Consider the following 25,352-nt stretch of genomic DNA (forward strand, 5'->3'; position numbering starts at 1 on the left):
AATAGCTTGCTTTGCTAATTATCTAATCATAGAAATGCTATATAAAAAAACGCTAACAAATTCAACATTGTTAGCGTTATTCTTTATGCGTAATGAAAACTAAAGGGGAAATGTTTAGCTATCTTGATACGCCTTACCATAAAAGCTATCGAGTAATATTTGCTTTAACTCTTTGATCAAAGGATAACGTGGGTTAGCACCAGTACATTGATCATCAAATGCATGTTCTGCTAGTTCATCGAGTTTTGCTAAAAAGTCTGCTTCATTAACACCTGCTTCTTGAATTGAAGCTGGTATTCCGACAACCGATTTTAGTTCATCAATTTTTGCTATTAGTAGTTCAACTTTGTCATTATCAGTTTTAGCTTTTTCCACACCGTCAAGTTTTAGGTGATCTGCAATCGTTGCATAACGACACAGGGCTTTTGGACGATCATATTGGCTGAAAGAGGCTTGTTTAGTTGGCATGTCAGTCGCGTTAAAGCGAATGACATTACTGATTAATAATGCATTTGCAAGACCGTGGGCTAAGTGGAATTCAGCGCCAAGTTTATGAGCAAGAGAGTGGCAAATTCCTAAGAAAGCGTTAGCAAATGCAATACCAGCAATCGTGGCGCCATTGTGAACTTTCTCTCTGGCAACAGGTGCATTCGATCCTTGCTCGTAAGCTGCTGGTAGATACTCAACCAGTAAATCTAGTGCTTGTAGTGCTTGACCATCGCTAAACTCATTTGCCATCACACTAACATAGGCTTCTAATGCGTGAGTAACCGCATCAATTCCACCAAAAGCGGTTAATGATTTTGGCATATCCATTACTAAGTTAGGATCGACAATGGCGATATTGGGTGTTAACTGGTAATCCGCAATAGGGTATTTCATCCCAGATACTTCATCAGTTACAACTGCAAAAGGGGTCACTTCAGAGCCTGTTCCTGACGTGGTTGGGATGGCCACCATTTGAGCTTTTACGCCCAGTTTAGGGAATTTATAGATACGCTTACGGATATCCATAAAGCGTAGTGCTAAATCTGCAAAATCAACGTCAGGATGCTCATATAAAACCCAAATGATTTTAGCCGCATCCATTGGTGAACCGCCACCTAGTGCAATTATGACATCAGGTTGAAAGCTTTGAGCGACCTTTGCACCTTGTTTAACAATCGCTAAGGTCGGATCCGCTTCAACTTCATAAAATACTTCAGTTTCAAGTCCTTGAGCTTTTAAAATCTTGATGGTTTCGTCGCAATAACCGTTATTGAACAGGAACTTGTCGGTAACGATCAAGGCTCGTTTTTTAGTTTCAAGTTCTTCAAGTGCGATAGGTAAACTGCCACGGCGGAAATAAATTGAAGATGGAAGTTTATGCCACAACATATTTTCAGCCCTTTTCGCGACGGTTTTCTTATTAATTAAATGACTAGGACCCACATTTTCTGAGATAGAGTTACCGCCCCATGAACCACAACCTAAGGTTAATGATGGTGCGAGTTTAAAGTTATATAAATCACCAATTCCACCTTGAGAGGCTGGAGTATTAATTAAGATACGGGCGGTTTTCATTCTAAAACCAAACGCTTTAACTCGATCGCTTTGACTATCTTGATCGGTATATAGACCTGATGTGTGGCCTATACCGCCTAGGGTGACTAATGCTTCAGCTTTATCCATTGCATCGTTAAAGTCGGTTGCTCTATACATACCTAGTAATGGCGATAGTTTTTCATGGGCGAATGCTTCTGCATCAGAAATGTCAGAGACTTCGCCAATCAATACTTTGGTCCAGCTTGGGACAGTAATATCTGCCATAGCAGCAATCGTCGCGGCGCTTTGACCAACGATATCTGCGTTTAAGCCGCCATTTTTAAGAATGACACCTTGCATAGCCTTTGTTTCTTTTTTAGATAGCATGTAGCCACCATGGCTAGCAAAACGCTCTTTGACTTGATCGTAAATACTATCAACAACCACAACGGCTTGTTCAGAAGCACACACAACACCGTAATCGAACGTTTTAGATATGAGAATCGAACTCACGGCACGTTTGATGTCAGCTGTTTCGTCAATCACGATAGGGGTGTTACCCGCACCGACACCAATTGCTGGCTTACCAGAAGAATAAGCCGCTTTTACCATACCAGGACCACCAGTTGCTAAAATGAGATTAATTCTGTCATGAGTCATTAACTGATTCGAAAGCGCAACTGAAGGTTCGTCAATCCAACCAATGATATCTTTGGGAGCGCCAGCTTCAATGGCGGCTTCAAGTACAATTCTTGCTGCTGTTGTGGTTGATTCTTTTGCTCGAGGATGGGGTGAAAAAATAATCCCATTTCGCGTTTTAAGGCTAATTAGCGCTTTAAAAATTGCTGTTGAGGTTGGGTTAGTGGTGGGGACTATGCCACAGATAATACCGACAGGTTCTGCAATTGTTATTGTACCGAATGTGACATCTTCATCGATAATGCCGCAGGTTTTATCATCTTTATACTTGTTATAGATGTACTCTGATGCAAAGTGATTTTTGATGACTTTATCTTCAAGTAACCCCATACCGGTTTCACTTGCTGCCATTTTGGCCAGCGAAATACGAGCATCAGTTGCAGCGAGTGCAGCAGCTCTAAATATATTATCGACTTGTTCTTGGCTGAAATTAGCAAATTCTTTTTGCGCCTTGGCAACACGATCGACTAATTGGTTAAGTTGTTCAGAATTGGTGACAGTCATAATCACTCCCTTAAAAATAGTTAACTAAATCAGTTTAGTTAACGACTCTTTCAAATTCTTAATTTGTCCCTCTGTTATAAAATTACCTCTTTAGAGGCATTTATGTCGTGATCAAGCCCACAGATTCAAGTTAAGTGTAATTTTATTACAGTTAGCGTGAGCGGATTTAACGTTGCAGTTGCTAATCATATGCGGATTTATTGAACTAAAAATGGAAGTCATTGAATAGTGCACTTTAGTGTTAATTTAGCAGGTAAATTGATGAATAATCTCAGGTCATTAGCAGATTGCCACTAGGCTAATTTACTTATGGAATCACAGTTAGGATTATATATAGATAACGAGCGATAACGCTAAAAGTCAGCTTTAAAGGGGTTATGGGTTAATAAGGGGCATACGGCAGTGCTACTTGATAGGTCGACTGCCGTATATGTCGGGTTAGCGCTCTAAACTGATTTCAAAAATACCCGCTGACTTTGGACCGAACAGTTGCTGATGTAATCGTCCAGCAAATTCATCTGTCATTCCCGAAATATAATCGGCAATCACACGCATTTCGTTCAAATTATTTTCCTTGGCATGTTGCCAACGCTCTTGAGTATTTAGCGGTAATAAACGTTGCGGGTCGGATTCAAATGCTTCGAATAACTCCATAATGATTTGTTGTCCTTTGTATTCAAGCATTTGAATTTCAGGTTTTCGAATAACGAACTTGAATACGAAATTTTTCAGTGTCGTTAAGGCATCAGCAAATGCTGGCTCTAGTTTGGCATTAAAACGCAGCAAGGGTTCATCAAACAGGTGATCTTCATCAATGACAATCGCAGTGACAAATCCATTAACTAGGGTACCAATGGCATCTTTACGGAGGTGATGTTGATGTGAAAACAATTTCTCTGCGATATGAGTAAACTCATTGCTAAGCCATTCATCCTCACTCAGTGATAAATGAGAAGCAACATCTTGTTGCCATTGTTTTGGTGACACAACACCCATCACGATAGCATCTTCTAAATCATGGACTGCATAAGCAATATCATCAGCTAATTCCATAATGGAACAGTCAAAAGATTTATATTGCGTTTTAAGATGAGGGTAAACAGATACGCCAGTGCTTTTGTAACTGACAAACCGGTTTCTGTCTTGGGTCGACAGGGCTGATAATACCCAATCATAGATATCTTTATCATCATCGAATAAGCCTTTTACTGGCGGCCACTCGGATGGTTTAAGTTGACGATGGTTTTTAATTTCTTGCTGTCCGAGATCAATATGAAGCTGATGATAAAGGGCTGGGTACTTTAAAATACCGAGTAACGTTCTGCGGGTTAGGTTCATTCCCCAATACTCAGTGTAAGGCTCAAGACGAGCTAAAATCCGAAATGTTTGCCCATTTCCTTCAAATCCTCCGTGATTTCGCATCATATAATTTAATGCGACTTCACCACCATGACCAAAAGGCGGGTGGCCAATATCATGTGCTAAACATAATGATTCTATTAAACTCATTGAATCTAACAAATGGCTTATGTGTGGGTATTTACGTTTTAATTGAGCCGCTATACCAGTGCCTATTTGCGATACTTCTAATGAATGGGTTAACCGAGTACGAAAAAAGTCATTCATACCAATACCATGAACCTGGGTTTTAGCTTGTAGTCTTCTAAATGCTGCGGAATGTAATATACGAGCTCTATCACGTTGAAAAGGGCTGCGATGATCATTGCGTCGGGCTTTATCTTCACCTAATCGTCTTGCATGCCAAGGAGTTTCATTTGATGCGTTATTATAAGAAATGGTATCTGACATGGCGCTTCCTTTACGTGCTTGCAATTGGGTCGTTCATTGAACAAAAGATTTTAATTGTTGAACTAACTATAGATGGGGATCATCTTGGGTTAGTTTATCGAGTGTTGAAGTGCAGCTATCTAAAAATATATCTATAAAGCATTTTACTTCAGGTAAAGCCTGTTGGATCTCACTTAGTTTACGATCTAAGTTATCTTTAACATGGTGAAATTCATCATTGTTAAATCTCAATTCGTTCATAGTTTTAACGTATGCTTGTAATATATCAGCGGCTTTGACTATGGCCTTATATTCAGGATCGACCTCTGATTGCACCAGTAAAGGTTCCATTTCATCTCTAAGATCGTCAGGAAGGGATGCTAAGCATTCCTTTTCAGCTAAATCTTCAAGTTTTTTAAATGCTTTAGTAAATTCAGGGCTGTGGTATTTAGTGTTTGAATTGATATCTTGTAATTTGGTTTCTGATACTTCGTGATACAAGGCTATGGTAGCGGCTTTTTCTGGATTGAGTTGACCACCAAAGCGTTTGTTTTTAATCACGACCAAAAGGTGTGCTATGACAGCGACTTGGTGACAATGTTCAGATACATTTTCTTTTTGAAAGCAATGCATCAATGCCCAGCGTTCTAATAATGGCATACGTGTTATCCATGCCATAAAGGTACTTGGTTTCATGTTCGCCCCTTAGTGAGTAGTGACTCGCTGAATTCAAAAAGCCTCAGGCTTAAACGTTATTATAAATAAGCCTTTTTGTTGGTTAACATTACTGCAGTTATTCAGTAACTGCCAGAACATTACCTTGTTTTTATTCATTAATTTAATGATATTTGTCGATATTGTTGAATTTAGGATGTGATAGTTTTACTCTGACTTATTGATCTAATCATAGAGTATTGACATGGATGATGCCCACTGCGTTGAGTTAAATAAACGCATGACTAATGAAGATTTGTACCTCCTTGAAAACGTTAAATCCCATACCTTTATATGCGATGAATGCGGCGTTGAACTAATCCCATGTTCTTATAAAAAAGCCATTAACTTACGTAAACCTTATTTTAAAACCGGTAAGAATAAAGAACATAAGCCACATTGTTTTGCTAAAGCCGTGTCTACAATTAGAGAACAAGCTAAGAAGTCTAGGATTACTACTGAAGAAGGCTTTCCATTATCTTATCCTAATTGTTTTAATCTAACTGCAGCAAAATCGGTAAAACAAAGTCCTGAAGTGTCAGATGAAAAGGGGACTGACACGTCTCATTCTAAAAGAGCTGCTAAAGCAGATTTGGGCGTTCGTCAGAAAAATAACTATGTGACGAGTTCATTTCAAACAGTAGTTGATCAATATTTTAATTTTCCTTACGACCGAGATAGAAAGCTTAACTTTGAAGGAATAACTGGTTCTGAATATCGAGATGTTTTCCAAAAAATCTTAAATCCAGTGGGCAAACAAAAATTTCGATTTCAAAGCAAAGATGATGAAAATAAAGTGTTCTATTCCACATTATCTTGGGAGAAACCTGGCATTACAGAAAATACCATAACAGTAAAACTTTCGGCTGGCTGGTGGCAAGAAGTGGACGGTAAAAAGCAAAATCTAAAGCCATATTATATCGAAATTAATATTGCTAGTTGGACCCAAACAAGCATTAATCACTTGGTCGAACGCTTAAAACACATACAACAACTGGTCAAAGGCACTGATAAAAAGGCTGCGATCGTGTTTGTTGGTAGGCAAGACAGAGAAACTGATTTTTATCGCTTTACTTGTAATGAGCCACGTTTAATTAACCTCAAAGTCTTCTAGCTCTGCATTGTGACAGATTGAAATACAATACTAATTAGGCTCTCTAAGGGGCACCGTTATTCATTCATCAACATGAATTGTGTTTTGATCGGGTTATGATCTGATGCTGTCGTCCTATCAGAATTAGCCTCAACCAAAGTAAGCCCACGGTAATATAAATGATCTAATGGCAAGCCAAATACGCGTTTTCTAAAATCAGTTCTATAGTGCGCTTCTTGTAGTCTTATTCCCTGTGTCAGATGCTTTACGATGTTAAGCCTGCCATCACGCCATGTATTAAAATCACCAGCAAGAATAATAGGCCCACGGTGTGAACTGATTTTGTGGATGACTTGTTTAAATTGAGCTTCGAAACGATTTAATCGAATGTCAAAATTGACTCCATGGAGATTAACCACCATAAGCGTTTCACCGGTTGATAATGGATAAGATGCGACAAGCGTTGATTTTGCAAACCGTATTAAAGGCTCAGTGGTTTGATAAGCACAAGCCTGATTGGCTGGCTGTGATGAAATGTTCATGACACCCATAGGTACATTCAATAACTTAAAGCCTTTAGCCATCACTACGTGATGATGAATCTCTTCAAGATAAGTGGCAAATGTATGATTGAGTTTGGCTTCTTGTAATAATACAAGATCATTATGATCTGTTAACTGCTTAAGTACGGGTTGCCAATCTTGCTTTTTTTGCTTGTATATATTCCAGACAGCAATACTCAACCGTCCATTTCTATCGAGTGGTGAAGTGGTGTCTTTGGAAAGGCATTGGCTAGAAAAATAGGGTTTTGATTCCGTCATCATGATCTCGGGATTACCGTTAAAATAGCAAATAGCAACGATATAAATCCCTAAAATCGTTACAAACGTAAATAACAGCCAATATTGAATACTTCTTGTCTGCAATTGAGCCTCACAATAGCGAAGTTTAGTCACTAGAATGCAATTTATTAACGAAGATTAATGCCATTTGTGACGATTTATAAAGAATTGAGTACAATCAAACTTTACTATTAATCATTCTACTATTCTCTAGCACCAAGGATAACATTTTTAAAAATGGATCAGTTAACTCAAATCATTGCGGTCCTTGGTGTCTTTCTATATTGGCTGATATTAGGCGCCGTAGCGACCCGTATTGTCATTAAACGTCGCAGTATTGGCGTATCTTTTTCTTGGTTACTGATCATTTATTTTCTGCCTTTTGTCGGTGTATTTGCCTATATGCTTTTTGGCGAATTGCATCTAGGCAAAGCTCGCTCAAGCCGCTCAAAAGCAATGTATGAACCCTATGGGAAGTGGTTTAGTACGCTATATAGCCATAATTCACACCAACCAGATAAGCAAAGTGATTATGCCGCTTCAATTAGTAAGTTGTGCGACTCACAGCTTAATATTCCTTCACTCACTTCAAATGAATTAGAGTTACAGCACACGCCCGAGCAAATATTACACGCGATAATTAACGATATTAATCACGCTAAAACGACCATCAATATGGAGTTTTATATTTGGCATCCCGGTGGATTAGCGGATGAAGTTGCTAAGGCGTTAATTAGCGCTGCGAATCGAGGTGTAAAAGTTAACTTATTATTAGATGCCGCTGGCAGTAGACAATTCTTTAAGTCTGAATGGCCTAAAGCGATGAAAAAATCTGATATCAACGTAGTTCAAGCGTTAATTGTTAGTCCTATACGGATGTTTTTTAGAAGGATGGACCTGCGACTTCACCGTAAAATAGTGGTTATAGACAACCATATTGGTTATACAGGTTCGATGAATTTAGTTGACCCTAAATACTTCAAACAGGGAGATGGTGTTGGAGAGTGGATCGATATGATGGTTCGGATTACTGGACCAGTTGTTCCTGTTATCAATACCGTTAGTGCTTGGGACTGGGAAGTTGAAACTAACGAACGTTTATTGCCAGCGTTCCCAGACAAAGCACAATGTACTGATACGTCATCTTTAGTACAGGCCATTCCATCTGGTCCAGGTATGCCTGAAGAAGTCATTCATCAAGTTTTACTGCAAAGTTTGTATCAAGCGCAAAAGAAAATTGTTATCACCACGCCATATTTTGTACCAAGTGAACAATTGTTAGATGCGTTAGTTACTGCCTCACTACGTGGGGTTGAAGTAAACATTATTATTCCTAGGCGCAATGACTCGACAATGGTGAAATGGGCCAGCAGTTCGTTCTTTAGTGAGCTGTTAGCTGCTAATGTCAATATATATCAATTTAATGATGGTTTATTGCATACCAAATCCGTGTTAATTGATGACGAACATTGTTTGATTGGTACTGTTAATATGGATATGCGCAGTTTATGGCTAAACTTCGAATTGACGCTTGCGGTAGATGACATCAAATTTGCCACAAAGCTAAAGGGGTTGTTACAGACTTACATGGATAATTCTGACAGGTTATCGCATGATGAATGGCAGAAGCGTCCGATGTATCGCCGAGTCATTGAGCAAGTGTTTTATCTATTTAGCCCCTTACTATAAGCCTTTATTCAGAGGCATAAAAAAGCCACTGTTTAAGCAGTGGCTAGTTAATCTTCAAGCTTTTGATGTTTATCTTGTTTGTGTACAAGCATCGTGTGCTTTATTTATTGAGAATAATCTTCCAAGAAATTACCAAAGTCTGATAATGCTTTATGCAAATCTTCTTTATGAGGTAGAAAGACAACACGAACATGATCGGGTTCTGGCCAATTAAAAGCGGTACCTTGCACTAATAAGATTTTTTGTGACTTCAACAAATCAAGTACTAGGCGTTCATCATCTCGTAGATTGAATTTCTTCATATCGAGCTTAGGGAAAGCGTAGAGCGCTCCTTTAGGCTTTTTAACACTAACACCAGGAATACTGTTTAATACTTCATAACAGACATCACGCTGCGCCGTTAAGCGACCATTGGGTAGGATTAATTCATTAATACTCTGATATCCACCTAATGCGGTTTGAATTGCATGTTGATTGGGCACGTTTGAGCATAAACGCATTGAAGCCAACATGTCTAAACCTTCAATATAGTTTTTGGCCGATTTTAAATTGCCACTGAGTACCATCCAACCGACTCGGAAACCTGCAGCTCGATAAGCCTTAGATAAGCCATTAAACGTAACGGTTAAAATATCATCTGACAGGGACGCTGCATGGGTATGAACGGCTTCGTCATATAAGATTTTGTCATAAATTTCATCGGCGAATAAAATAATGTCATGTTGACGACATAACTCAATGACTTCTAATAATAACGCTTTGCTGTAAACAGCGCCTGTCGGGTTGTTAGGATTAATGATCACAATGCCACGAGTTCTAGAAGTGATTTTGCTTTTAATATCATCTAAGTCAGGAAACCAATCAGATTCTTCGTCACAGCGATAATGAACCGCTTTACCGCCTGCAAGGTTTGCAGCAGCTGTCCAGAGCGGATAATCAGGCGATGGAATAAGGACTTCATCATCGGTATTGAGTAATCCTTGTAACGCCATACAAATTAATTCAGATGCGCCATTTCCAATGTAAACGTCTTCAATATCGATCCCATGAATACCATGGGCTTGATAGTGCTGAACAATCGCCTTTCGGGCAGAGAATAACCCTTTTGATTCACAATACCCTTGCGCACTAGGCAGGTTTAAAATGACATCACGAACAATTTCTTCAGGTGCTTCAAATCCAAATGGGGCGGGGTTGCCAATGTTTAACTTTAAAATACGATGGCCTTCGTCTTCTAGTCGACGAGCTTCTTTGTGAACAGGGCCTCGAATATCGTAGCAAACGCTATCGAGTTTATTGGATTTGATAATGGGACGCATACTTGCTTAACCTTACTAAATACGACTTAAGTCAGCGAACAATAACGAATTTAATAGGGATATAAAAGCACTATTTAATTTTTGAGAGTATATTTTTAGCGTTTTATTCTGACGAGCAGGTTTTTAAGTGAAATTGCTGAAGTATTGTTCTGGAAAAGGTGTGGTTTAAAGTGTTTTTACTTGTTTGTGAGGGGTGAAGAAGGTAAAGACGCTAGTGAAATAAAGTCTTAATAATTTCAATGTACCCAATAAAAAAGCCAGCAATTGCTGGCCTTTGATTCACTTAATTACCACTTAATTATCACTGTATTAACAATGATCAATTATGCTGGCGATTATACGCGTTTTTTGAATTCGTTAGTGCGAGTATCGATTTCGATTTTATCGCCGATTTTAACGAATTCAGCAACAGTAACAGTCCCGCCACCAGTGATAGTTGCAGGCTTCATTACTTTACCAGAAGTATCGCCACGAGCAGCAGGCTCAGTGTAAGTGACTTCACGTACGATAGTGACAGGTAATTCAACTGAAATCGCTTTACCTTCGTAGAAAGTAACAGAGCATTGCTCTTCCATACCATCAACGATATATGCAGCAGCGTCACCTAGGTTGTCAGCTTCAACATCGTATTGGTTATATTCTGCATCCATGAATACATACATAGGATCAGCATAGTAAGAATAAGTACAGTCTAAACGCTCTAAGATGATGTCTTCCATCTTATCTTCACCTTTAAAGGTGGTTTCAGTAGTAGAGTCTAAAAGTACGTTTTTAAGCTTCATTTTAACGATAGCAGCGTTACGGCCAGAGCGAGTTGTTTCAGTTTTTTGAACAACCCATGGGCTGCCATCTAACATGATCACGTTTCCAGGACGGAGTTCATGAGCAGTTTTCATTGCATTATTCCTATATGTTTAGGTAGTAATTTTAATTGTGCAGTATCTTAGCTGGTTTTAACGAATTGAACCAGTCGAGACGCAAGATCTGCACCTGTTTTAGCATCAATTGCCCATTGTTTTGCATGCTGCAATAACGGCAATTGCGCTGAAATTAGTTTTTGCCAATGTTTAACGACATCAGCACCTTGTTGATTGAACGCAAAATTGGTTTTAGACCAATTAGTTGCAATGTCATCATCAAGTTTCTGAATGTAGATATTAACAAAAGCCTGCAATTTTACTAGATGATAATCATCTTCTTGCGGGTATATGTGCCAAATAAATGGTTTTGCAGCCCATTGAGCACGTAAAAACGAGTCTTCCCCTCGTACAATATTGAAGTCACAGCTCCATAATAGGCGGTCAAACTGAGTTTGATCTGTCATGGGCAAAACATGAATAGTTAAATGGTCTACAGTAAATGATTGACCGCTGTTGATAGAGTCGATTGGGATATCTAAAAATGACGCAAGACTCGATAAACTTTTACCTTTGGGTATCAAAGCATGAATAGGAGTAATAACATCACTAGTTTGATCAAATGTACCCTTTGTCCAATGCTTACATAACTGAGTTAATGCAGTGGATTCGTAACTAAATACACTAATTACAGTATCAGATGACTCGATACCTTTAAGATTTAGTTGGCTAAACAAGGCCATTTTATTAGAAACATCTGATTGCCATTGATCCCGTTCATCAAATAATGAAGATTCACATATTAAGCCGCCTGACTCTCGGGTAAAACCTGGGAAATAGAAATGCTTCTTGATGCCACTAGGCTGCATAGATGGAAGGCCATGACAGCTGTTTACCCAATCTTCTGCCGATAAGTATTCAAGGTTAATCCACTTTGGTGGTGCAATAGCATGACCGTTTGATTGCTTATACGCTTGATGTTGACTCTCAATTACTTCAATTACCTGTGAGGGAAGTTCACAGGCAAATCCCTCAATTAATAGCTCCCCTGGTATAAAATTAATATCTAGTGGCTGGTTCCATTGATAAATATTCACACCATAAAAGCATTGAATTGAAGCGAACGGGTCAAGCTTAGGTAAAATATGTGAGAAACTTTTGAGATCATCAACCCATAAGTTAATCGTAATGCCATATTCTGCATGTAACTGTTTTGCTAATCGCCAAGTGACACCGATATCACCGTAGTTATCAACAACAGCACAGAAGACGTCCCAGTGAGGAGTATTATAATTAACTTGTTTATTCACGGCGTTGGCATCACTTTAATTAGCTAGATTATCATGTTGAAATTATGACTTATTCTAATGAGTTTGTTGCGGACTCAAAAAAAGCGGCTTAAGCCGCTTTTTAATAGGAGAATTGAGACGAGATTAGTCTTCCAATTCTGCTAAGCACATTTCTTCGTAAATTTGCTTAACCCATGCATCAACACGTTCTTCAGTTAATTCAGGTTGACGATCTTCGTCAATACCTAAGCCGATGAAATGTTTGTCATCAACTAAGCCTTTAGAGGCTTCAAAGTCATAACCTTCGGTTGGCCAATGACCAATGATGATACCACCACGTGCAAAAACAATATCACCAACCATGCCCATAGCATCCAGGAAGTACTCTGCGTAATCTTCTTGGTCACCACAACCAAAAATAGCAACTAGCTTATCTGTGAAATCAACTTGCTCTAGATCTGGAAAGAAATCATCCCAGTCACATTGTGCTTCACCGTAATACCAAGTCGGGATACCGAATAATAGTAAATCGAATTCAGCGATTTGCTCCTTGGTGCTTTTGGCGATGTCTTTAACATCAACCATTTGCTTACCCAGTTTTTTCTGGATCATTTTGGCTACAGCCTCGGTGTTACCCGTGTCACTACCGAAAAAAAGACCTACAGTTGCCATTGTCTATCCTTTAAATATCTAGTTCGTCTTGCGAATTGTAAAAAACGGTTCAGTTGTCGATTTGTTGTTGCAGGATTAATTCGATTAACTGGCTACGGCTGATGTTACTGGCCAATGCTTGTTCGTTCAAGGCGTCATACAAAACTTGTGACACCTTTAACTCTATTCGTTTTAATCCGTTAGCGCGATCACGTTGGATCTGATTACGCTTATTGATTTTTAGCTGTTGTTCCCGACTTAAGGGGTTGCTTCTTGGACGTCCACGACGTTTTTCAGAAGCAAACAGGTCAATCGTTGTTCTGTCTGTTGATTCTTTTGCCATCGTTTTGTTTAACCGACGCCTGAGCCTTCCCAGGTCATCTGAATAATACCTTTTGCTACAAACCCGGCACAGCCAAGGAATAATACTAACCAAACGATATAACGACCAAACTTAGGTACTTTACCTTGTTTGAGCACATCGTGAATCGCCATGCCTATAAAGAAAAAGATTAAAGCAAAAAACAAGTTTAGACCTAAGGTCTCAATTTGATCCATGTATTGATTCAACATGTTTTTACCATTCGTTTTGCTTTAAGGCTAAAAAGAGGGCAGGAATATATCACATTGATGATACGTGGGCTATATCTGCTTAGTTCAATTGATTAAAATTTACGTAAAGATTTATACCGAATGCTTGTCAATAAACTCAACAACTAAACGATTAAAAATCTCTGGCTTTTGTGCATGTAACCAATGGCCAGTACCGTTTATCGTTTTAGCACTCACCTTTGGAAACTGTTGCATAATAGCGTCTGTATGTTCTGCTGTAACGTATTCAGATTCTCCACCTCTAATGAAAAAACAAGGTTTATTGAAGCTGGTGTTAGGCATATCCCAGCCAATGATTTGCGGGTAATTTTCAATGAGACCAGCAAGATTCATTTTCCATTCAAAACCCGTATCTGTGCGTTGTAGATTCTTAAGTAAAAACTGCGCAGTGCCGACATCAATGTCAGCAGCTAAAAGATGTTCTAAAGCCGTTTTACGGGTGGTTTTGCTATCAAGAGGTAAGCTTGTTAATCCAGCAAACACTTTTTGATGCCTTGGTGAGTAACTCACAGGCGCAATATCAGCGACCACCAAACTGGTTACTTTTACTGGATGAAGTAGCGCCAATGCCATTGCGACTTTGCCGCCCATCGAGTGACCAACAAAGTGGGCTTCTGGTATTGCTAATGTAGACAATAGGTTCACACATTCTTGTGCTAATTGAGGGTAATCCATTTGTTGCCAGTGCTGACTTTGTCCATGGTTTGGCAAGTCAACACGAATAACTTGATAATGAGGCTCTAATGCATTCGCTAGATTCTTTAGGTTGTCTAAATTACCGAATAAGCCGTGGATTAATACCACTGCTGGTCCTTGTCCTGTCGAAACGTAATGCATTCACTTTTCTCTACATGATGATTAATGAGGCGTGATTTTGCCTTTAAACCTAGCTGGATTTCAAGTGAGTTATCAGATTAAAAAAATCTAAAATGTTCATTAATCAATCCACCAGCAAGATTAACTGATGAAATCGACTCATTTTTAAGAGATTAAGTGACATTAGCTCTTTATCGTTTTGCCACACATGGGTAGACTGTGAACATGATTAAGATCGATCAAAATCGATCCTTTAGCCGCCCTTAACTTGTTTATAACTATCATAATGATTAAGAGTATGACGTTTTACAAGGCAATGCATTTGGCGGCATTCGTTTAAGCCAAAAGGAATAAGACTAATATGAAATATATTGAGGTAGATGAAGAGCTCTATCGTTATATTGCTAGCAAAACAGAACGTATTGGCGAAAGTGCATCTGATATTTTACGTCGTTTGTTAGAGTTATCTGTAGAAGCTGTTGAGCACGCAGAGCCACTTGATATTAGTCACCCAAGTCTAGAAGCTTCTGCAAATACCCAATCTGTTGCCGTTTCATCTGAAGCTACTTCAATAGAAAATGATCAGTCAGCCGTTGAAGCAGAAATAGAAACCAGCTCTGCAGAAGTTAGCACCGTCAGTAACACGGCTGCACTTTCAGGTAACGAGGCAAATATTGCAACGCCAAACACACCTGTTGATTTTAGTAACTTGGTTCATGAACATATGCTAGCTCAGCAAAAAGGGGCAGTAGGTCGCTTTATGTTCTTACTTGAATCACTATCAGTATTAACACCTTCAACATTTGACCAAATCCTTAAAATTCAAGGTCGCGGTCGTTTGTATTTTGCACGTTCAAAAGCTGAATTATTATCAGCAAGTCAATCTGCTAATCCAAAGGAAATTGGTGACAGCGGTTATTGGGTAACAACCAACAATAATACGGCGAAAAAGCGTACGATTTTATCGGAAGTATTATTGCAATTAGGTTGTAATGAATCTCAGGCAAAATCGATAGCAGATAACATTTAATTACGATAGGGAGATTACGGGTGGCGATTCATCAAAGAGCAGGGACTGTGGCTCAACAGTTAGATTTAATCAATTTACCTAAATTAATGAGCCATTATTATCGCATCATCCCGAATGTTGACGATGTTCAGCAAAAGGTGACTTTTGGGACTTCTGGCCATCGTGGTAGCGCATTAAAAGCGAGCTTTAACCAGAACCATATTTGGGCAATCACCCAAGCTGTCGTTGATTACCGTCAACAAGCCGGCATCAAGGGCCCAATGATTGTTGGCTTTGATACTCATGCATTATCTTATGCAGCGTACATGTCAGTACTTGAAGTCCTAACAGCAAATCAAGTCAAAGTCTGCGTTCAAAAGGATGATGGATTTACCCCAACTCCTGTGGTTTCTCAAGCTATCGTTGCAGCTAATCGAAACAGTACCGATTTAACTGATGGCTTAATTATTACTCCTTCTCATAATCCTCCACAAGATGGCGGGATTAAATATAATCCACCACATGGCGGGCCTGCTGAAGCTGAGATTACTAAACAAATTGAAGGTAAAGCTAATGAATATCTTGCCAAACAACTCTCTGGTGTTAACAAGGTTAATTATGGTGTTGCAGTAGATTCAGGTTGGATTGATCACGTTGATTTTATCGCTCCATATGTCAATGCATTAAGCAGTGTTATTGACCTTGAAGCTATTGCAAAAGCTAACATTCGTATTGGTGTCGATCCATTAGGCGGATCTGGTATCTATTACTGGTCCCAGATTGCACAAGCACATGGGTTAGATATTACCGTCATTAATGACAAAGTTGATCCGTCATTTAGCTTCATGCCATTAGATAAAGATGGCAAAATTCGTATGGATTGTTCTTCTCCTTACGCTATGGCTGGCTTATTAGCACACAGTGAAAACTTTGATGTTTGTGTCGGTAATGATCCTGATTACGACAGACATGGCATTGTTTGTCCCGGTTTTGGCTTAATGAATCCAAATCATTATTTAGCTGTAGCAATCGACTACTTACTCACTTACCGAAAAGATTGGTCTGCTGACTTAGCTATCGGCAAAGCGTTGGTTTCGAGTGCAATTATCGACCGTATCTGCCAATCCCATGAGCGTCAATGTCTAGAGGTGCCTGTCGGATTTAAATGGTTTGTTGATGGATTGGCTCAAAGTACGATTGCGTTTGGCGGTGAAGAAAGTGCAGGTGCAGCCTTTTTAAATAAAGATGGTAGCACTTGGTGTACAGATAAAGATGGCTTTATTTTAGCTTTGCTTGCTGCTGAAATCATCGCGGTAACTGGCAAAACGCCAGCACAGCGATACGCTGAGTTAACCGACAAATTCGGTGAAAGCTTTTATACCCGAATCGACAGTCCAATTAGCTTAAAGAAAAAAGCTAAGTTTGAGCAATTATCATCAGATAGTTTTACCGATAAAACCCTAGCAGGCGAAGACATTACCGCTATATTGTCTCACGCTCCAGGTAATAACGCTGCGATTGGCGGTATTAAGGTGACAACCGAAAATGGCTGGTTTGCTGCACGTCCTTCAGGTACTGAAGCACTTTTCAAAATATATGCAGAAAGCTTTGTAAGCGAAACCCATCTGCAAGACATAATCAGTCAAGCTCAGGTGATGATTGATACTGCCTTAAAAGCATAGCTATTTATTAATTAATAAATAGTGACTTCAAAGCCCTCAGTAGAGGGCTTTTTGTTTTGAGGTTGTCATTGCTACTTAGATTTCTTGTAGAAAATAAAAGCAACGATAGCGACTAATACTATCGCTGGCACTACTTCATACATGTGATGGAAAAGGCCAACACCGCCATGACCTTCATGTGCCATAGCGAGTGACGGTGTGATAGCCATGAGTACCGCTGCGATTTTAGTTTTCATAGTCGTGTCCTTTATCATTAAGTTGGTTATGTTAAACAATCAATTTTGAACAGTGTTAACTCTTTCAAATCGAATTCATTTCAAGTTGCATGAGCATCATATCTTCGCCATCAATGACTTGTGTCTTATAGCTTAAACAGTGTGGGCAAACGATATTTCGCTGAGTTAATTCAGTTTGTTGATTACATTGCCGACACTTGATAACTAATGCCTGTTGTTGCAGATTTAATTCAGCATTATTACAAATAGTGCCCAGCTTAAAGGTATCGAAAGCCGTTTGAAGTAACTGTGGTTCAACGCCACTCAAAACACCGACTTTTATATCGACCCTTATGATGTCAGTTGCATTATTATCTTTAGCGAGCTGAGTAATTTGTTCCATTAGAGACATCACAATCGAGTATTCGTGCATTAGCAAATCCTTGGTAGTAATTCACCCTGAGGGATATCTAAATATCGGCTACTACCCCAAGGTGTATTGAGCACGACTTTACCTGGATTCTTGTCTGTTACATTGCCAATAATGGCTGCTTGATTGCAATGGCAATACTGAGCCATGACTTCTAGTGCTTTATCTGCTGCACTGCGTGGCAGGGCAATAATAAACGTGCCTTCATTGGCTAAATCAAAGGGTTCAAATCCATACAGCTCACAAAGCCCTTGTACTTCCGAAGAGACTGGAATGGCGGTTTCATTGATATTGATACCAACATTAGATGCTTGCGCCCATTCATTAAGCACAGCTGAAAGGCCACCTCGAGTAGCATCACGCATCGCATGAATGTCTACATTTGATGCAATAAGTTGCTCAACTATCGGCCACAATGTCGCGCAGTCGCTTGTGAGTGTCGATTCCAACGTTAAACTGTCTCTTGCCATTAGAATTGCAGCGCCATGTCTACCTATATCTCGAGAAACGATTATCACATCGTCGTGTTGTAAGTTTTTCACGGAAATATCAGGTTTAACAATTTGGCCAATGCCTGAGGTATTGATAAAAATACCATCAGCACACCCTTTAGGCACAACTTTAGTGTCACCGCACACGATGTGTGCACCGCAGTGCTGCATCTCGTCAGCCATACTCGTCACTATTGTTTGCAGATCTGTTATTGCAAAGCCTTCTTCAATGATAAAGCTGCAACTTAAGTATTCTGGTATGGCACCCATCATGGCTAAGTCGTTAACAGTACCGGCAATAGCGAGTTTGCCAATATTTCCACCCGCAAAAAATAACGGGTCTACAGTAAAAGAGTCTGTTGTAAAAGCTGTCGTACCACACAGCTGCAGTTGTGCGGCATCTTCTTCAGCGGCCAAAATTGGATTGGCAAAGGCTTTAAAAAACATGTCATGGATCAATACATTCATTTCTTTACCGCCACCGCCGTGACTTAGTTGGATCCGATCGTTTTTACGTATTGGCATGTGCGACTCCTGCGTAGCGATAATAAGCGTTACACGCTCCTTCTGAGCTGACCATACAGCTACCTAATGGGTTGTCTGGCGTGCAGCCTTTACCAAACACTTTGCAATCTGGCGGATTAGATAACCCCCGCAGTATGTCACCGCACTGGCAAGCTTTATGGTCATCAATTTCTTCACTGGGTAATTGAGATTGAAAAATGACTTCAGCATCTCGGTGAGCATATTCATGTTTTAAAGTAAGCGCTGAATTGGGTATAGGACCTAGGCCACGCCAACGAAAAGACGTTTTAGTTGTCAGATATTGATTGATGAGTGCTTGTGCTGCGACATTGCCATCTTCAGTTACTGCGCGGCTATATTGAATTTGTAATTCTGATTTTTGCTGGGCCTTTTGTTTAACAATATTAAGAATTGACTCCATAACATCGACAGGTTCGAAGCCTGAAACCACGACAGGGGTTTGATATTGGTCTACAGCTGGACGATATATTTTAGCTCCGCTTATAACACTCACATGCGCGGGTCCAATAAAGGCATTTACTTGGGTTCTTTTATCAGCCATAACAGCATCAATGGCTGGTGGAACAAGTACATGGTTTATATGAAATAATAAGTTATTGATTTGCTGCTTTTCAGCTTGATCAATCAGTACCGCAGTCATAGGTGTAGAGGTTTCAAAGCCAATTGCAAAAAATATCACCTGTTTATCAGGGTGCTGTTTTGCAATATTTAAAGCATCCATTGGATCATATAAAGGCCTAATATCTGCACCTTGTGAGCGAATTTTGGCTAAACTGCCTTTTGAACCGGGCACTCTGATCATGTCGCCTAATGTGAGTAAAATGACATTAGGCTGCATTGCTAACGTGGCGGCATGGTCAATGCGTTCTTTTGGCATGATACACACAGGGCAGCCAGGCCCATGAATAAATTTGATATTAGATGGTAGTATTTGATTTAAACCGTATTTCATAATGGTGTGTGTATGCCCACCACACACTTCCATTATGTTAATATCTTGATTAACCGTCTTAGCATAAGATTTAATAGCATTAGCAAGTGCTCTAATGGTTTTCGGATCGCGAAATTCTTTATACAAGTTGGATAATTCCATTATGCTTATTCCTCTTGCTCAAGTTTTTCAACGATTTCTCTGTATAACGCTAAGCTCAGTTTTGCATCTTCCTCATCAATTTTATTCATTACAAATCCGATGTGTATCAACACAAAATCACCGATTAATAGAGGCTCAGACATTAGATGAGAACTAACACGACGTTTTACACCTAAGGTATCGACAGTTACTGTGGAGTCAGCATGCACTTGCGTTACTTGAGAAGGCACAGACAAGCACATAATGTTATTCCTCTAATTGCTTATTAAGCCAATTTGCTACGGCAGTGATAGATTGTGGGTCCTTAATAGATATTGGCATGAGGGTGACATCTGGATTGAGCTTTTGAAGTTGTTTACGACACTCTAGTAATGAAAAATCAAAGTGTTCTGCTAAATCCATTTTGGTGATTAATACCAGATCAGCACGTCTAAACATGACAGGGTATTTTTCAATTTTATCGTCACCTTCTGGTACTGACAGTAAAACGATATTTCGATGGGTACCAACATCATAGCTTGCAGGGCAGACCAGATTACCAACGTTTTCAATAAAACAGATATCAATAGGCGCAAGATCGATATGATGTAATGCTTGATGAACCATAAATGCGTCTAAGTGACAAGCTGAACCCGTTTGTACTTGGTATGCTTCTATGCCTTTAGCAATAAGACGATCCGCATCGCGTGAGGTTTCTAAATCGCCTTCAATGACAGCATACTTTTTAGCTAAATATTCGTGTAAGTGTTCGAGTAATGTTGTTTTGCCACTACCAGGGCTACTCATTAAATTAAAAGCACGAACCTGATTAGCTTCAAAATGCTCACGATTATGCTGAGCTTCATGATCATTTTTGTCGAGTATTTTATGAATAACCGACAAGGTTTTCGTGTCATTCAGCTGTGGGTTACTATGAAGATGATTATGATCTGTCAGTGAGCATCCGCAATCTTGGCACATATATTTACTCCTTTAAAACGCCCTGAATCTAGTACAAACCAGTATCAATAAGCGTTGGTAATACTTCTTTGATTCATATCAGCTATTTATCTCTTATCATGAGTTAATGCTGAGTTTGTGATCTATTAAGTTGCTGATACGCGTACCAAACTTGCCCAACTGAAATTCCCGAATCATTAATGGGTACTTTGTGACTAGGTAAAATACGTGTGTTTTTCATCGCATTTATTTCTGAGCGGTTGGCATAGGTTTTAAGGTTACTAACAAGGTGAGTGTCATGGGTAGTGAGCTTAATTCTTACGAGTTCATTCAAAAGTTTATTTTGAAAAACGCCGCCGCAGAGTACGACTTTAAGATGTGAAGACTGGTTGGCTATGTCATACACCATGTCAGCGATACTATTGATAAATGCTAAACAAAGGTGCGCTTGCTTATTATCTGACGAGGTTTCAGGTAATGCCTTAACTAGCTGCTGTATTAATAAAGCAGTGTTAAATACGGCCGGACTTTTATTTAGTACCTGATCTTTACTTGTATTTGCTTCCATACTCAAATGGGGAACAGGACAAGCGTCAGGCAGTGTCTGGTCTAAGCGCTGTAGTGTAAGCAGATCTAAAGCATTAACTTGATTTTGAGGGTATTGCAGCGATTTAATGGCTTCATTTGCATAAGTTTCAATTAACATGCCTGATTGAGCTTCAAAATCATTTTGTACAATTAAATCAAGTGCTACAGCGACGGCATCAAACAGTCGCCCCATAGAGCGACTATGGATACATGCCGTATCATTACGCCACATGGTATGTAAATTGGTAATCGTGCTTTTGTCCATTTGTTGTATTGCATTAATGGGTAATGACATGACTTGTTCAATTGTCATACTCTCAAATAACAAAGCCAGTAAAATTCTTACTGGTTGTTTGATAGCTTGTTCACCGCCAATTAATTTAAACGAGTTAAGATGTGCTTTAAGTTCAAAACCGTCAGCATCAGCAACCATACACTCGCTGCCCCAGAGCTGTTCATCATCTCCCAAACCTGTGCCGTCAAAACTAAATGCAATTACGTTATGCTGATAATTGTTAGCCGCTAAAACACTTAATACATGTGCATAGTGGTGCTGAACTTTAGCTAGGGGGAGTTGATGTAAATCAGCTTGTTTTGCAGCCCACAGGCTTGAAGAATAAGTCGGGTGTTTATCAGTAATAATCTGTTCAGGGTTAAATTGATAAAGCCGATTGAATGTCGATAAGGTTTTAATGAAATGCTGATCAGTTTCTAAATTAAATAAATCACCAATATAAGGGCTAACAAATGCGTTCTCATTAAAAGCGTAGCATTGGGTATTTTTTTGCTGTGCACCCACTCCTAGTAGGGCATGTTTTAAAGAGTGAGGTAATGGAATACTTAACGGTGCGCAACCCCGAGCAAGCCTTATCACTTGTAACTCATCATTTATGACCTGCACGACACTGTCATCACACGCATTGACGATATCTCGGTTATGGTCGAGTATTCCATCAATTACATCGCCTAGTTGACTCATGATGTTTTGTGAGTCCGTGATGATTGGCATAGAAGACTTATTGGCACTGGTTGCAACAATAGGTTTTTTAAATAAATCTAACAGTAAGTAATGTAATGGTGTGTAGGGTAAAAATACCCCTAAAGTATCAATACCCGGTGCAATGTCGTCGCATATTGTAGATGCAATATCATCACGTTTTTTTAATAATGTTATGGGCTTTTCAGCTGAATTAAGGATTTGCCACTCTTTTAATGAACCCGAAACTATTTGCTTAGCTTGGTTAATATCAACAGCCATAACTGCAAAAGGTTTAGTTTTACGCTGTTTACGAAGGCGTAGAGTGTTCACTGCTTTGGCGTTTGTTGCATCACATATTAAATGAAATCCCCCTAAGCCTTTTATTGCGATAATTTTACCTTGGTTAAGATCGTTAACCACTGCTTGCAATACATGTTGACTGTTGTGAGATTTGTCATTGGCATTTGATGTGATTGTTTTATCCGAGTTGATTTGAGAGTAGCGTATTTGCGGACCGCAATTAGGACAACTCACAGGTTGAGCATGGTAACGTCGATTTAATGGGTCATGATAGGCATGTGCGCAATCATCACACATTTCAAACGTTGCCATTGAGGTATTAACGCGATCATACGGCAATTGTTTAACGATACTATAGCGTGGCCCGCAATTGGTGCAGTTGGTAAAAGGATACAAATAATGTCTGTTATTAGGATCGCGCATTTCCAGTAAACAATCTCCACAAGTGCTTTTGTCTGCGGATATTGAAACGACTGCGACGTCTTCACTGTGACTGGTTTTTATTTCAAATTGTGTTAAATCGCGATCAATCGCTTCTTCTTTGATCATCAATTTATCAATTCTAGCTAGAGGAGGCGGGTTCACCTTTAATTGATGCACAACACGGTTAATATCGGTGTTTAACCCTTGTAAATGAATACAAACGCCTTGCTGATTATTCAATACTGAACCGACGAGATTCAATTCAGTCGCTAACCGGTAAACAAAGGGTCTAAATCCAACCCCTTGAACAATTCCATTGATGTTAAGTCTGACTTGTTGACGGTAACCTTGGTGTATGGTCATAAAAGACTCCTTAGTAACGTCGACGTTTAGCGAGGAATAAACCACCCACTGCGAGGTTTGCACCGTCTAAATCAAGTAGTCGATTGACGACAATTGGATAATTTTTCCCTAAGCGCAAACACAGCCTATCTGCTAACACTGAGTACCTGAAATCACTTCCGGCTAAGACAACAGCATCAAGACCCATTTCTTGGTCAAGATGATCCATCCAGTTACTTAAATAGTCAGCTAAAGAGTCAAAAAAACCAAAGGCCACTATTGCAGGGTTGGCATCAGCAAGCATAAAACTCATTACTGATGAAAGCGTTTGCTGCCAGTTAATCGAACGTTTTTGTGATTCAGAAGTGTTTGCTCCGTTATATGCACATAACGGGAAGTCGATACGTGGGGCATTGTTTCCATTGTATGATTGAGCTAATTGATGAAATTTAGCGGCTAACTGGGCGATGTGCTTGCAAGTTAGCGGTTGAGTCTCAGCAACAGTCGTTAAGTTACACGGCGTAATTGCCCGTATGTCCGCTTCAGATAATACAAACAAGGCCACTACTGCAATAAATCGCTCTAAGCTATTGCTAGTATTGTGTGAGCTAAAAGAAACAGATTTAATGACTTGGCATCGTTGACTACATTTTTGTCGAAACTTATCGCTAATTTGATGCTTGTTTTTATCTAGTTCAGCGAGAATGCTTGCGCCTGATTTAGCAATATCGGGCATCATTAAAAAGCAATCATGCTTTGCTGATGTATCTTGAGTGATCACACAACTAGGGTGTTGGTTTGATAAGTAGATACAGGCTGCACTCGTTGCTGTTTGTTTATTTATATGACGTCTATTTGCTTTATACTGAGATGCTGAGAAAGAATTCGCCAGTATCCCTGCATGTAATGCACAGCTCGCGGCTTCAAACCCTGAAAATACCTTTGCTATCGGAGTAACTGTATCTGGAATTTTTACATGTGGACTGCTTGTTATACCGCTTGGTAATAGCGTTGATTTACAAGTAATCGTCTCTTTTAAATATGTAGCCTCATATTGATCGTAAGTTTGAATATCATGTCTTGGCATAGGAGCAGGGATGTTAACCTCTGCAGCATTAGTTTTGTTTGCGACCCAGGCAAGGTTTACCCAGCTTAATGCGAGGTCATCTTGTTGTTTATCAATATAAAGCCAATCAATGCCTTGTAGTCGCAAGTGTGTTGATAGTTGCAATAGTAGCCGTGAATCTGCAAAACACACTTGATAATGGGTTTCACTTAATCTCGATTCAGACTCTGAAGGCTGCTTGTTAGCAAGTAATGTTATTGATGGTTTTTCAAGGCTTGATAAAGCATGGACTTGATGTGGCGCAATATGGAAATAACGACTGATACGCTCAGGGTTGGTCGCTAAGATCTGTGGACAAATTTGTTGACGCCATGCTTTTTTGTCAAGCTGCTGGGCTGCTAAAGGAAGTAAAGATAACCTGATGCCATTGGCTTGATCCATACTGCTTGCTTTCAGATCAGAAGTTAACTCAACCGTGTCGCCCTTAATCAGTTTTGTCGTAAGTTGAGCAATATCATGATGACTATAGCCTATCTCATAAGGTTTAAGATTATTTTCACCATGGCATTGTTGGCAAGCGAATGAGATATCAGCTGGAATTGTATGGTCTGCTATGGGCTTACTGCAAGCATGACAAAAATATTGATTGAGCTTTGAATGTAGGATTTGCTCCTGTGAGCCGATTCTTTCTGTAATACGAATAACTTCGGCTCGTTCAAGCCAAATTGAATATAAAAAACGTTCGGCTATCTCGTCTGCAATTACGGTTAGCTGATTTTCTTCAGCTTCAACTTCAATACAATATTGGTGCAACACATCAAATTGTTGCTCCCGATGCAGCTGGTGGATTGT

General features: G+C 39.5%; 23 protein-coding genes. 4 read left to right on the forward strand and 19 right to left on the reverse strand.

The window, feature by feature from the left end:
• Positions 1 to 114: 114 nt before the first annotated feature.
• From adhE to yfbR, 3 genes are all read right to left on the reverse strand, one after another.
• Positions 115 to 2,727, reverse strand: a complete 2,613-nt coding sequence (gene adhE / locus SJ2017_RS10085) for a bifunctional acetaldehyde-CoA/alcohol dehydrogenase (RefSeq protein WP_080915667.1) — start codon at positions 2,725 to 2,727, stop codon at positions 115 to 117.
• 438 nt (positions 2,728 to 3,165) lie between these two features.
• Positions 3,166 to 4,536, reverse strand: a complete 1,371-nt coding sequence (locus SJ2017_RS10090) for an anti-phage deoxyguanosine triphosphatase (RefSeq protein ID WP_080915668.1) — start codon at positions 4,534 to 4,536, stop codon at positions 3,166 to 3,168.
• 66 nt (positions 4,537 to 4,602) lie between these two features.
• Positions 4,603 to 5,211, reverse strand: coding sequence for a 5'-deoxynucleotidase (gene yfbR, locus SJ2017_RS10095; RefSeq protein ID WP_055023994.1), 609 nt, complete (start codon positions 5,209 to 5,211; stop codon positions 4,603 to 4,605).
• Between the two features lie 259 nt (positions 5,212 to 5,470).
• Between yfbR and SJ2017_RS10100 the strand changes: the two genes are divergently transcribed.
• Positions 5,471 to 6,343 carry a hypothetical protein gene (locus tag SJ2017_RS10100; protein WP_156003217.1) on the forward strand — a complete coding sequence of 291 codons (873 nt, stop codon included), beginning with the start codon at positions 5,471 to 5,473 and terminating at the stop codon, positions 6,341 to 6,343.
• Between the two features lie 56 nt (positions 6,344 to 6,399).
• Here SJ2017_RS10100 and SJ2017_RS10105 read toward each other — a convergent pair whose 3' ends face one another.
• Complete coding sequence (locus tag SJ2017_RS10105) at positions 6,400 to 7,248, reverse strand: endonuclease/exonuclease/phosphatase family protein (protein ID WP_080917455.1); 849 nt, start codon at positions 7,246 to 7,248, stop codon at positions 6,400 to 6,402.
• A gap of 153 nt (positions 7,249 to 7,401) precedes the next feature.
• Here SJ2017_RS10105 and cls point away from each other — a divergent pair, with 153 nt between their 5' ends.
• The gene (gene cls / locus SJ2017_RS10110; protein WP_080915670.1) at positions 7,402 to 8,853 is read left to right on the forward strand and encodes a cardiolipin synthase; all 1,452 of its coding nucleotides are present in this window, start codon (positions 7,402 to 7,404) and stop codon (positions 8,851 to 8,853) included.
• 104 nt (positions 8,854 to 8,957) lie between these two features.
• Here cls and SJ2017_RS10115 read toward each other — a convergent pair whose 3' ends face one another.
• The 7 genes from SJ2017_RS10115 to SJ2017_RS10145 form a co-directional block, all read right to left on the reverse strand.
• Positions 8,958 to 10,172, reverse strand: a complete 1,215-nt coding sequence (locus tag SJ2017_RS10115; protein ID WP_080915671.1) for a pyridoxal phosphate-dependent aminotransferase — start codon at positions 10,170 to 10,172, stop codon at positions 8,958 to 8,960.
• 335 nt (positions 10,173 to 10,507) lie between these two features.
• Positions 10,508 to 11,068, reverse strand: a complete 561-nt coding sequence (gene efp, locus SJ2017_RS10120; RefSeq protein WP_055023990.1) for an elongation factor P — start codon at positions 11,066 to 11,068, stop codon at positions 10,508 to 10,510.
• A gap of 47 nt (positions 11,069 to 11,115) precedes the next feature.
• Positions 11,116 to 12,339 (reverse strand): elongation factor P maturation arginine rhamnosyltransferase EarP, encoded by a 1,224-nt coding sequence (earP, locus tag SJ2017_RS10125; RefSeq protein WP_080915672.1) that lies wholly within the window; start codon positions 12,337 to 12,339, stop codon positions 11,116 to 11,118.
• A gap of 123 nt (positions 12,340 to 12,462) precedes the next feature.
• Positions 12,463 to 12,990: a flavodoxin FldA gene (fldA, locus tag SJ2017_RS10130; RefSeq protein WP_080915673.1), complete on the reverse strand. Its 528-nt coding sequence runs from the start codon at positions 12,988 to 12,990 to the stop codon at positions 12,463 to 12,465.
• A gap of 49 nt (positions 12,991 to 13,039) precedes the next feature.
• Positions 13,040 to 13,312 (reverse strand): LexA regulated protein, encoded by a 273-nt coding sequence (gene ybfE, locus SJ2017_RS10135; RefSeq protein WP_055023987.1) that lies wholly within the window; start codon positions 13,310 to 13,312, stop codon positions 13,040 to 13,042.
• 8 nt (positions 13,313 to 13,320) lie between these two features.
• Positions 13,321 to 13,542 (reverse strand): DUF2788 domain-containing protein, encoded by a 222-nt coding sequence (locus SJ2017_RS10140; protein WP_055023986.1) that lies wholly within the window; start codon positions 13,540 to 13,542, stop codon positions 13,321 to 13,323.
• A gap of 111 nt (positions 13,543 to 13,653) precedes the next feature.
• The gene (locus tag SJ2017_RS10145; protein ID WP_080915674.1) at positions 13,654 to 14,418 is read right to left on the reverse strand and encodes an alpha/beta fold hydrolase; all 765 of its coding nucleotides are present in this window, start codon (positions 14,416 to 14,418) and stop codon (positions 13,654 to 13,656) included.
• 340 nt (positions 14,419 to 14,758) lie between these two features.
• Between SJ2017_RS10145 and seqA the strand changes: the two genes are divergently transcribed.
• Both seqA and pgm read left to right on the forward strand, forming a co-directional pair.
• On the forward strand, positions 14,759 to 15,427 hold the full coding sequence (gene seqA / locus SJ2017_RS10150) for a replication initiation negative regulator SeqA (protein WP_080915675.1): 669 nt from the start codon (positions 14,759 to 14,761) through the stop codon (positions 15,425 to 15,427).
• A 20-nt stretch (positions 15,428 to 15,447) separates the two neighbouring features.
• Positions 15,448 to 17,088: a phosphoglucomutase (alpha-D-glucose-1,6-bisphosphate-dependent) gene (pgm, locus tag SJ2017_RS10155; RefSeq protein WP_080915676.1), complete on the forward strand. Its 1,641-nt coding sequence runs from the start codon at positions 15,448 to 15,450 to the stop codon at positions 17,086 to 17,088.
• A gap of 71 nt (positions 17,089 to 17,159) precedes the next feature.
• On the opposite strand, the gene SJ2017_RS21585 is transcribed toward pgm, so the two are convergent.
• The 8 genes from SJ2017_RS21585 to SJ2017_RS10190 form a co-directional block, all read right to left on the reverse strand.
• Entirely contained in the window at positions 17,160 to 17,324 is a 165-nt protein-coding gene (locus tag SJ2017_RS21585) for a hypothetical protein (protein WP_167692912.1), read from the reverse strand.
• A gap of 64 nt (positions 17,325 to 17,388) precedes the next feature.
• Positions 17,389 to 17,736, reverse strand: coding sequence for a hydrogenase maturation nickel metallochaperone HypA (gene hypA, locus SJ2017_RS10160; protein ID WP_080915677.1), 348 nt, complete (start codon positions 17,734 to 17,736; stop codon positions 17,389 to 17,391).
• Positions 17,736 to 18,749 (reverse strand): hydrogenase expression/formation protein HypE, encoded by a 1,014-nt coding sequence (gene hypE / locus SJ2017_RS10165; protein WP_080915678.1) that lies wholly within the window; start codon positions 18,747 to 18,749, stop codon positions 17,736 to 17,738. The genes hypA and hypE overlap by 1 nt, the downstream gene beginning before the upstream one ends.
• Positions 18,736 to 19,866: a hydrogenase formation protein HypD gene (gene hypD / locus SJ2017_RS10170; RefSeq protein ID WP_080915679.1), complete on the reverse strand. Its 1,131-nt coding sequence runs from the start codon at positions 19,864 to 19,866 to the stop codon at positions 18,736 to 18,738. Before hypD ends, hypE begins: the two co-directional genes overlap by 14 nt.
• 2 nt (positions 19,867 to 19,868) lie before the next feature.
• On the reverse strand, positions 19,869 to 20,105 hold the full coding sequence (locus SJ2017_RS10175) for a HypC/HybG/HupF family hydrogenase formation chaperone (protein WP_055023979.1): 237 nt from the start codon (positions 20,103 to 20,105) through the stop codon (positions 19,869 to 19,871).
• Between the two features lie 4 nt (positions 20,106 to 20,109).
• Positions 20,110 to 20,823: a hydrogenase nickel incorporation protein HypB gene (hypB, locus tag SJ2017_RS10180; protein WP_080915680.1), complete on the reverse strand. Its 714-nt coding sequence runs from the start codon at positions 20,821 to 20,823 to the stop codon at positions 20,110 to 20,112.
• A gap of 103 nt (positions 20,824 to 20,926) precedes the next feature.
• Positions 20,927 to 23,455 (reverse strand): carbamoyltransferase HypF, encoded by a 2,529-nt coding sequence (gene hypF / locus SJ2017_RS10185; RefSeq protein ID WP_080915681.1) that lies wholly within the window; start codon positions 23,453 to 23,455, stop codon positions 20,927 to 20,929.
• 10 nt (positions 23,456 to 23,465) lie between these two features.
• Complete coding sequence (locus tag SJ2017_RS10190; RefSeq protein WP_156003220.1) at positions 23,466 to 25,316, reverse strand: hypothetical protein; 1,851 nt, start codon at positions 25,314 to 25,316, stop codon at positions 23,466 to 23,468.
• Positions 25,317 to 25,352 lie beyond the last annotated feature (36 nt).

Origin of the sequence: Shewanella japonica, assembly GCF_002075795.1 — a bacterium.
GTDB classification, from domain to species: domain Bacteria; phylum Pseudomonadota; class Gammaproteobacteria; order Enterobacterales; family Shewanellaceae; genus Shewanella; species Shewanella japonica.

What these genes read in the sequence shown, in the direction of transcription:
- seqA (WP_080915675.1), top strand. Translation starts at nt 14,759, where the DNA reads ATGAAATATATTGAGGTAGATGAAGAGCTCTATCGTTATATTGCTAGC.
- efp (WP_055023990.1), bottom strand. Translation starts at nt 11,068, where the DNA reads ATGAAAACTGCTCATGAACTCCGTCCTGGAAACGTGATCATGTTAGAT.
- ybfE (WP_055023987.1), bottom strand. Translation starts at nt 13,312, where the DNA reads ATGGCAAAAGAATCAACAGACAGAACAACGATTGACCTGTTTGCTTCT.
- hypB (WP_080915680.1), bottom strand. Translation starts at nt 20,823, where the DNA reads ATGTGCCAAGATTGCGGATGCTCACTGACAGATCATAATCATCTTCAT.
- hypF (WP_080915681.1), bottom strand. Translation starts at nt 23,455, where the DNA reads ATGACCATACACCAAGGTTACCGTCAACAAGTCAGACTTAACATCAAT.
- SJ2017_RS10100 (WP_156003217.1), top strand. Translation starts at nt 5,471, where the DNA reads ATGACTAATGAAGATTTGTACCTCCTTGAAAACGTTAAATCCCATACC.
- hypA (WP_080915677.1), bottom strand. Translation starts at nt 17,736, where the DNA reads ATGCACGAATACTCGATTGTGATGTCTCTAATGGAACAAATTACTCAG.
- cls (WP_080915670.1), top strand. Translation starts at nt 7,402, where the DNA reads ATGGATCAGTTAACTCAAATCATTGCGGTCCTTGGTGTCTTTCTATAT.
- yfbR (WP_055023994.1), bottom strand. Translation starts at nt 5,211, where the DNA reads ATGAAACCAAGTACCTTTATGGCATGGATAACACGTATGCCATTATTA.
- adhE (WP_080915667.1), bottom strand. Translation starts at nt 2,727, where the DNA reads ATGACTGTCACCAATTCTGAACAACTTAACCAATTAGTCGATCGTGTT.
- SJ2017_RS10090 (WP_080915668.1), bottom strand. Translation starts at nt 4,536, where the DNA reads ATGTCAGATACCATTTCTTATAATAACGCATCAAATGAAACTCCTTGG.
- SJ2017_RS10175 (WP_055023979.1), bottom strand. Translation starts at nt 20,105, where the DNA reads ATGTGCTTGTCTGTGCCTTCTCAAGTAACGCAAGTGCATGCTGACTCC.
- SJ2017_RS10140 (WP_055023986.1), bottom strand. Translation starts at nt 13,542, where the DNA reads ATGTTGAATCAATACATGGATCAAATTGAGACCTTAGGTCTAAACTTG.
- fldA (WP_080915673.1), bottom strand. Translation starts at nt 12,990, where the DNA reads ATGGCAACTGTAGGTCTTTTTTTCGGTAGTGACACGGGTAACACCGAG.
- SJ2017_RS21585 (WP_167692912.1), bottom strand. Translation starts at nt 17,324, where the DNA reads ATGAAAACTAAAATCGCAGCGGTACTCATGGCTATCACACCGTCACTC.
- SJ2017_RS10145 (WP_080915674.1), bottom strand. Translation starts at nt 14,418, where the DNA reads ATGCATTACGTTTCGACAGGACAAGGACCAGCAGTGGTATTAATCCAC.
- SJ2017_RS10115 (WP_080915671.1), bottom strand. Translation starts at nt 10,172, where the DNA reads ATGCGTCCCATTATCAAATCCAATAAACTCGATAGCGTTTGCTACGAT.
- hypE (WP_080915678.1), bottom strand. Translation starts at nt 18,749, where the DNA reads ATGCCAATACGTAAAAACGATCGGATCCAACTAAGTCACGGCGGTGGC.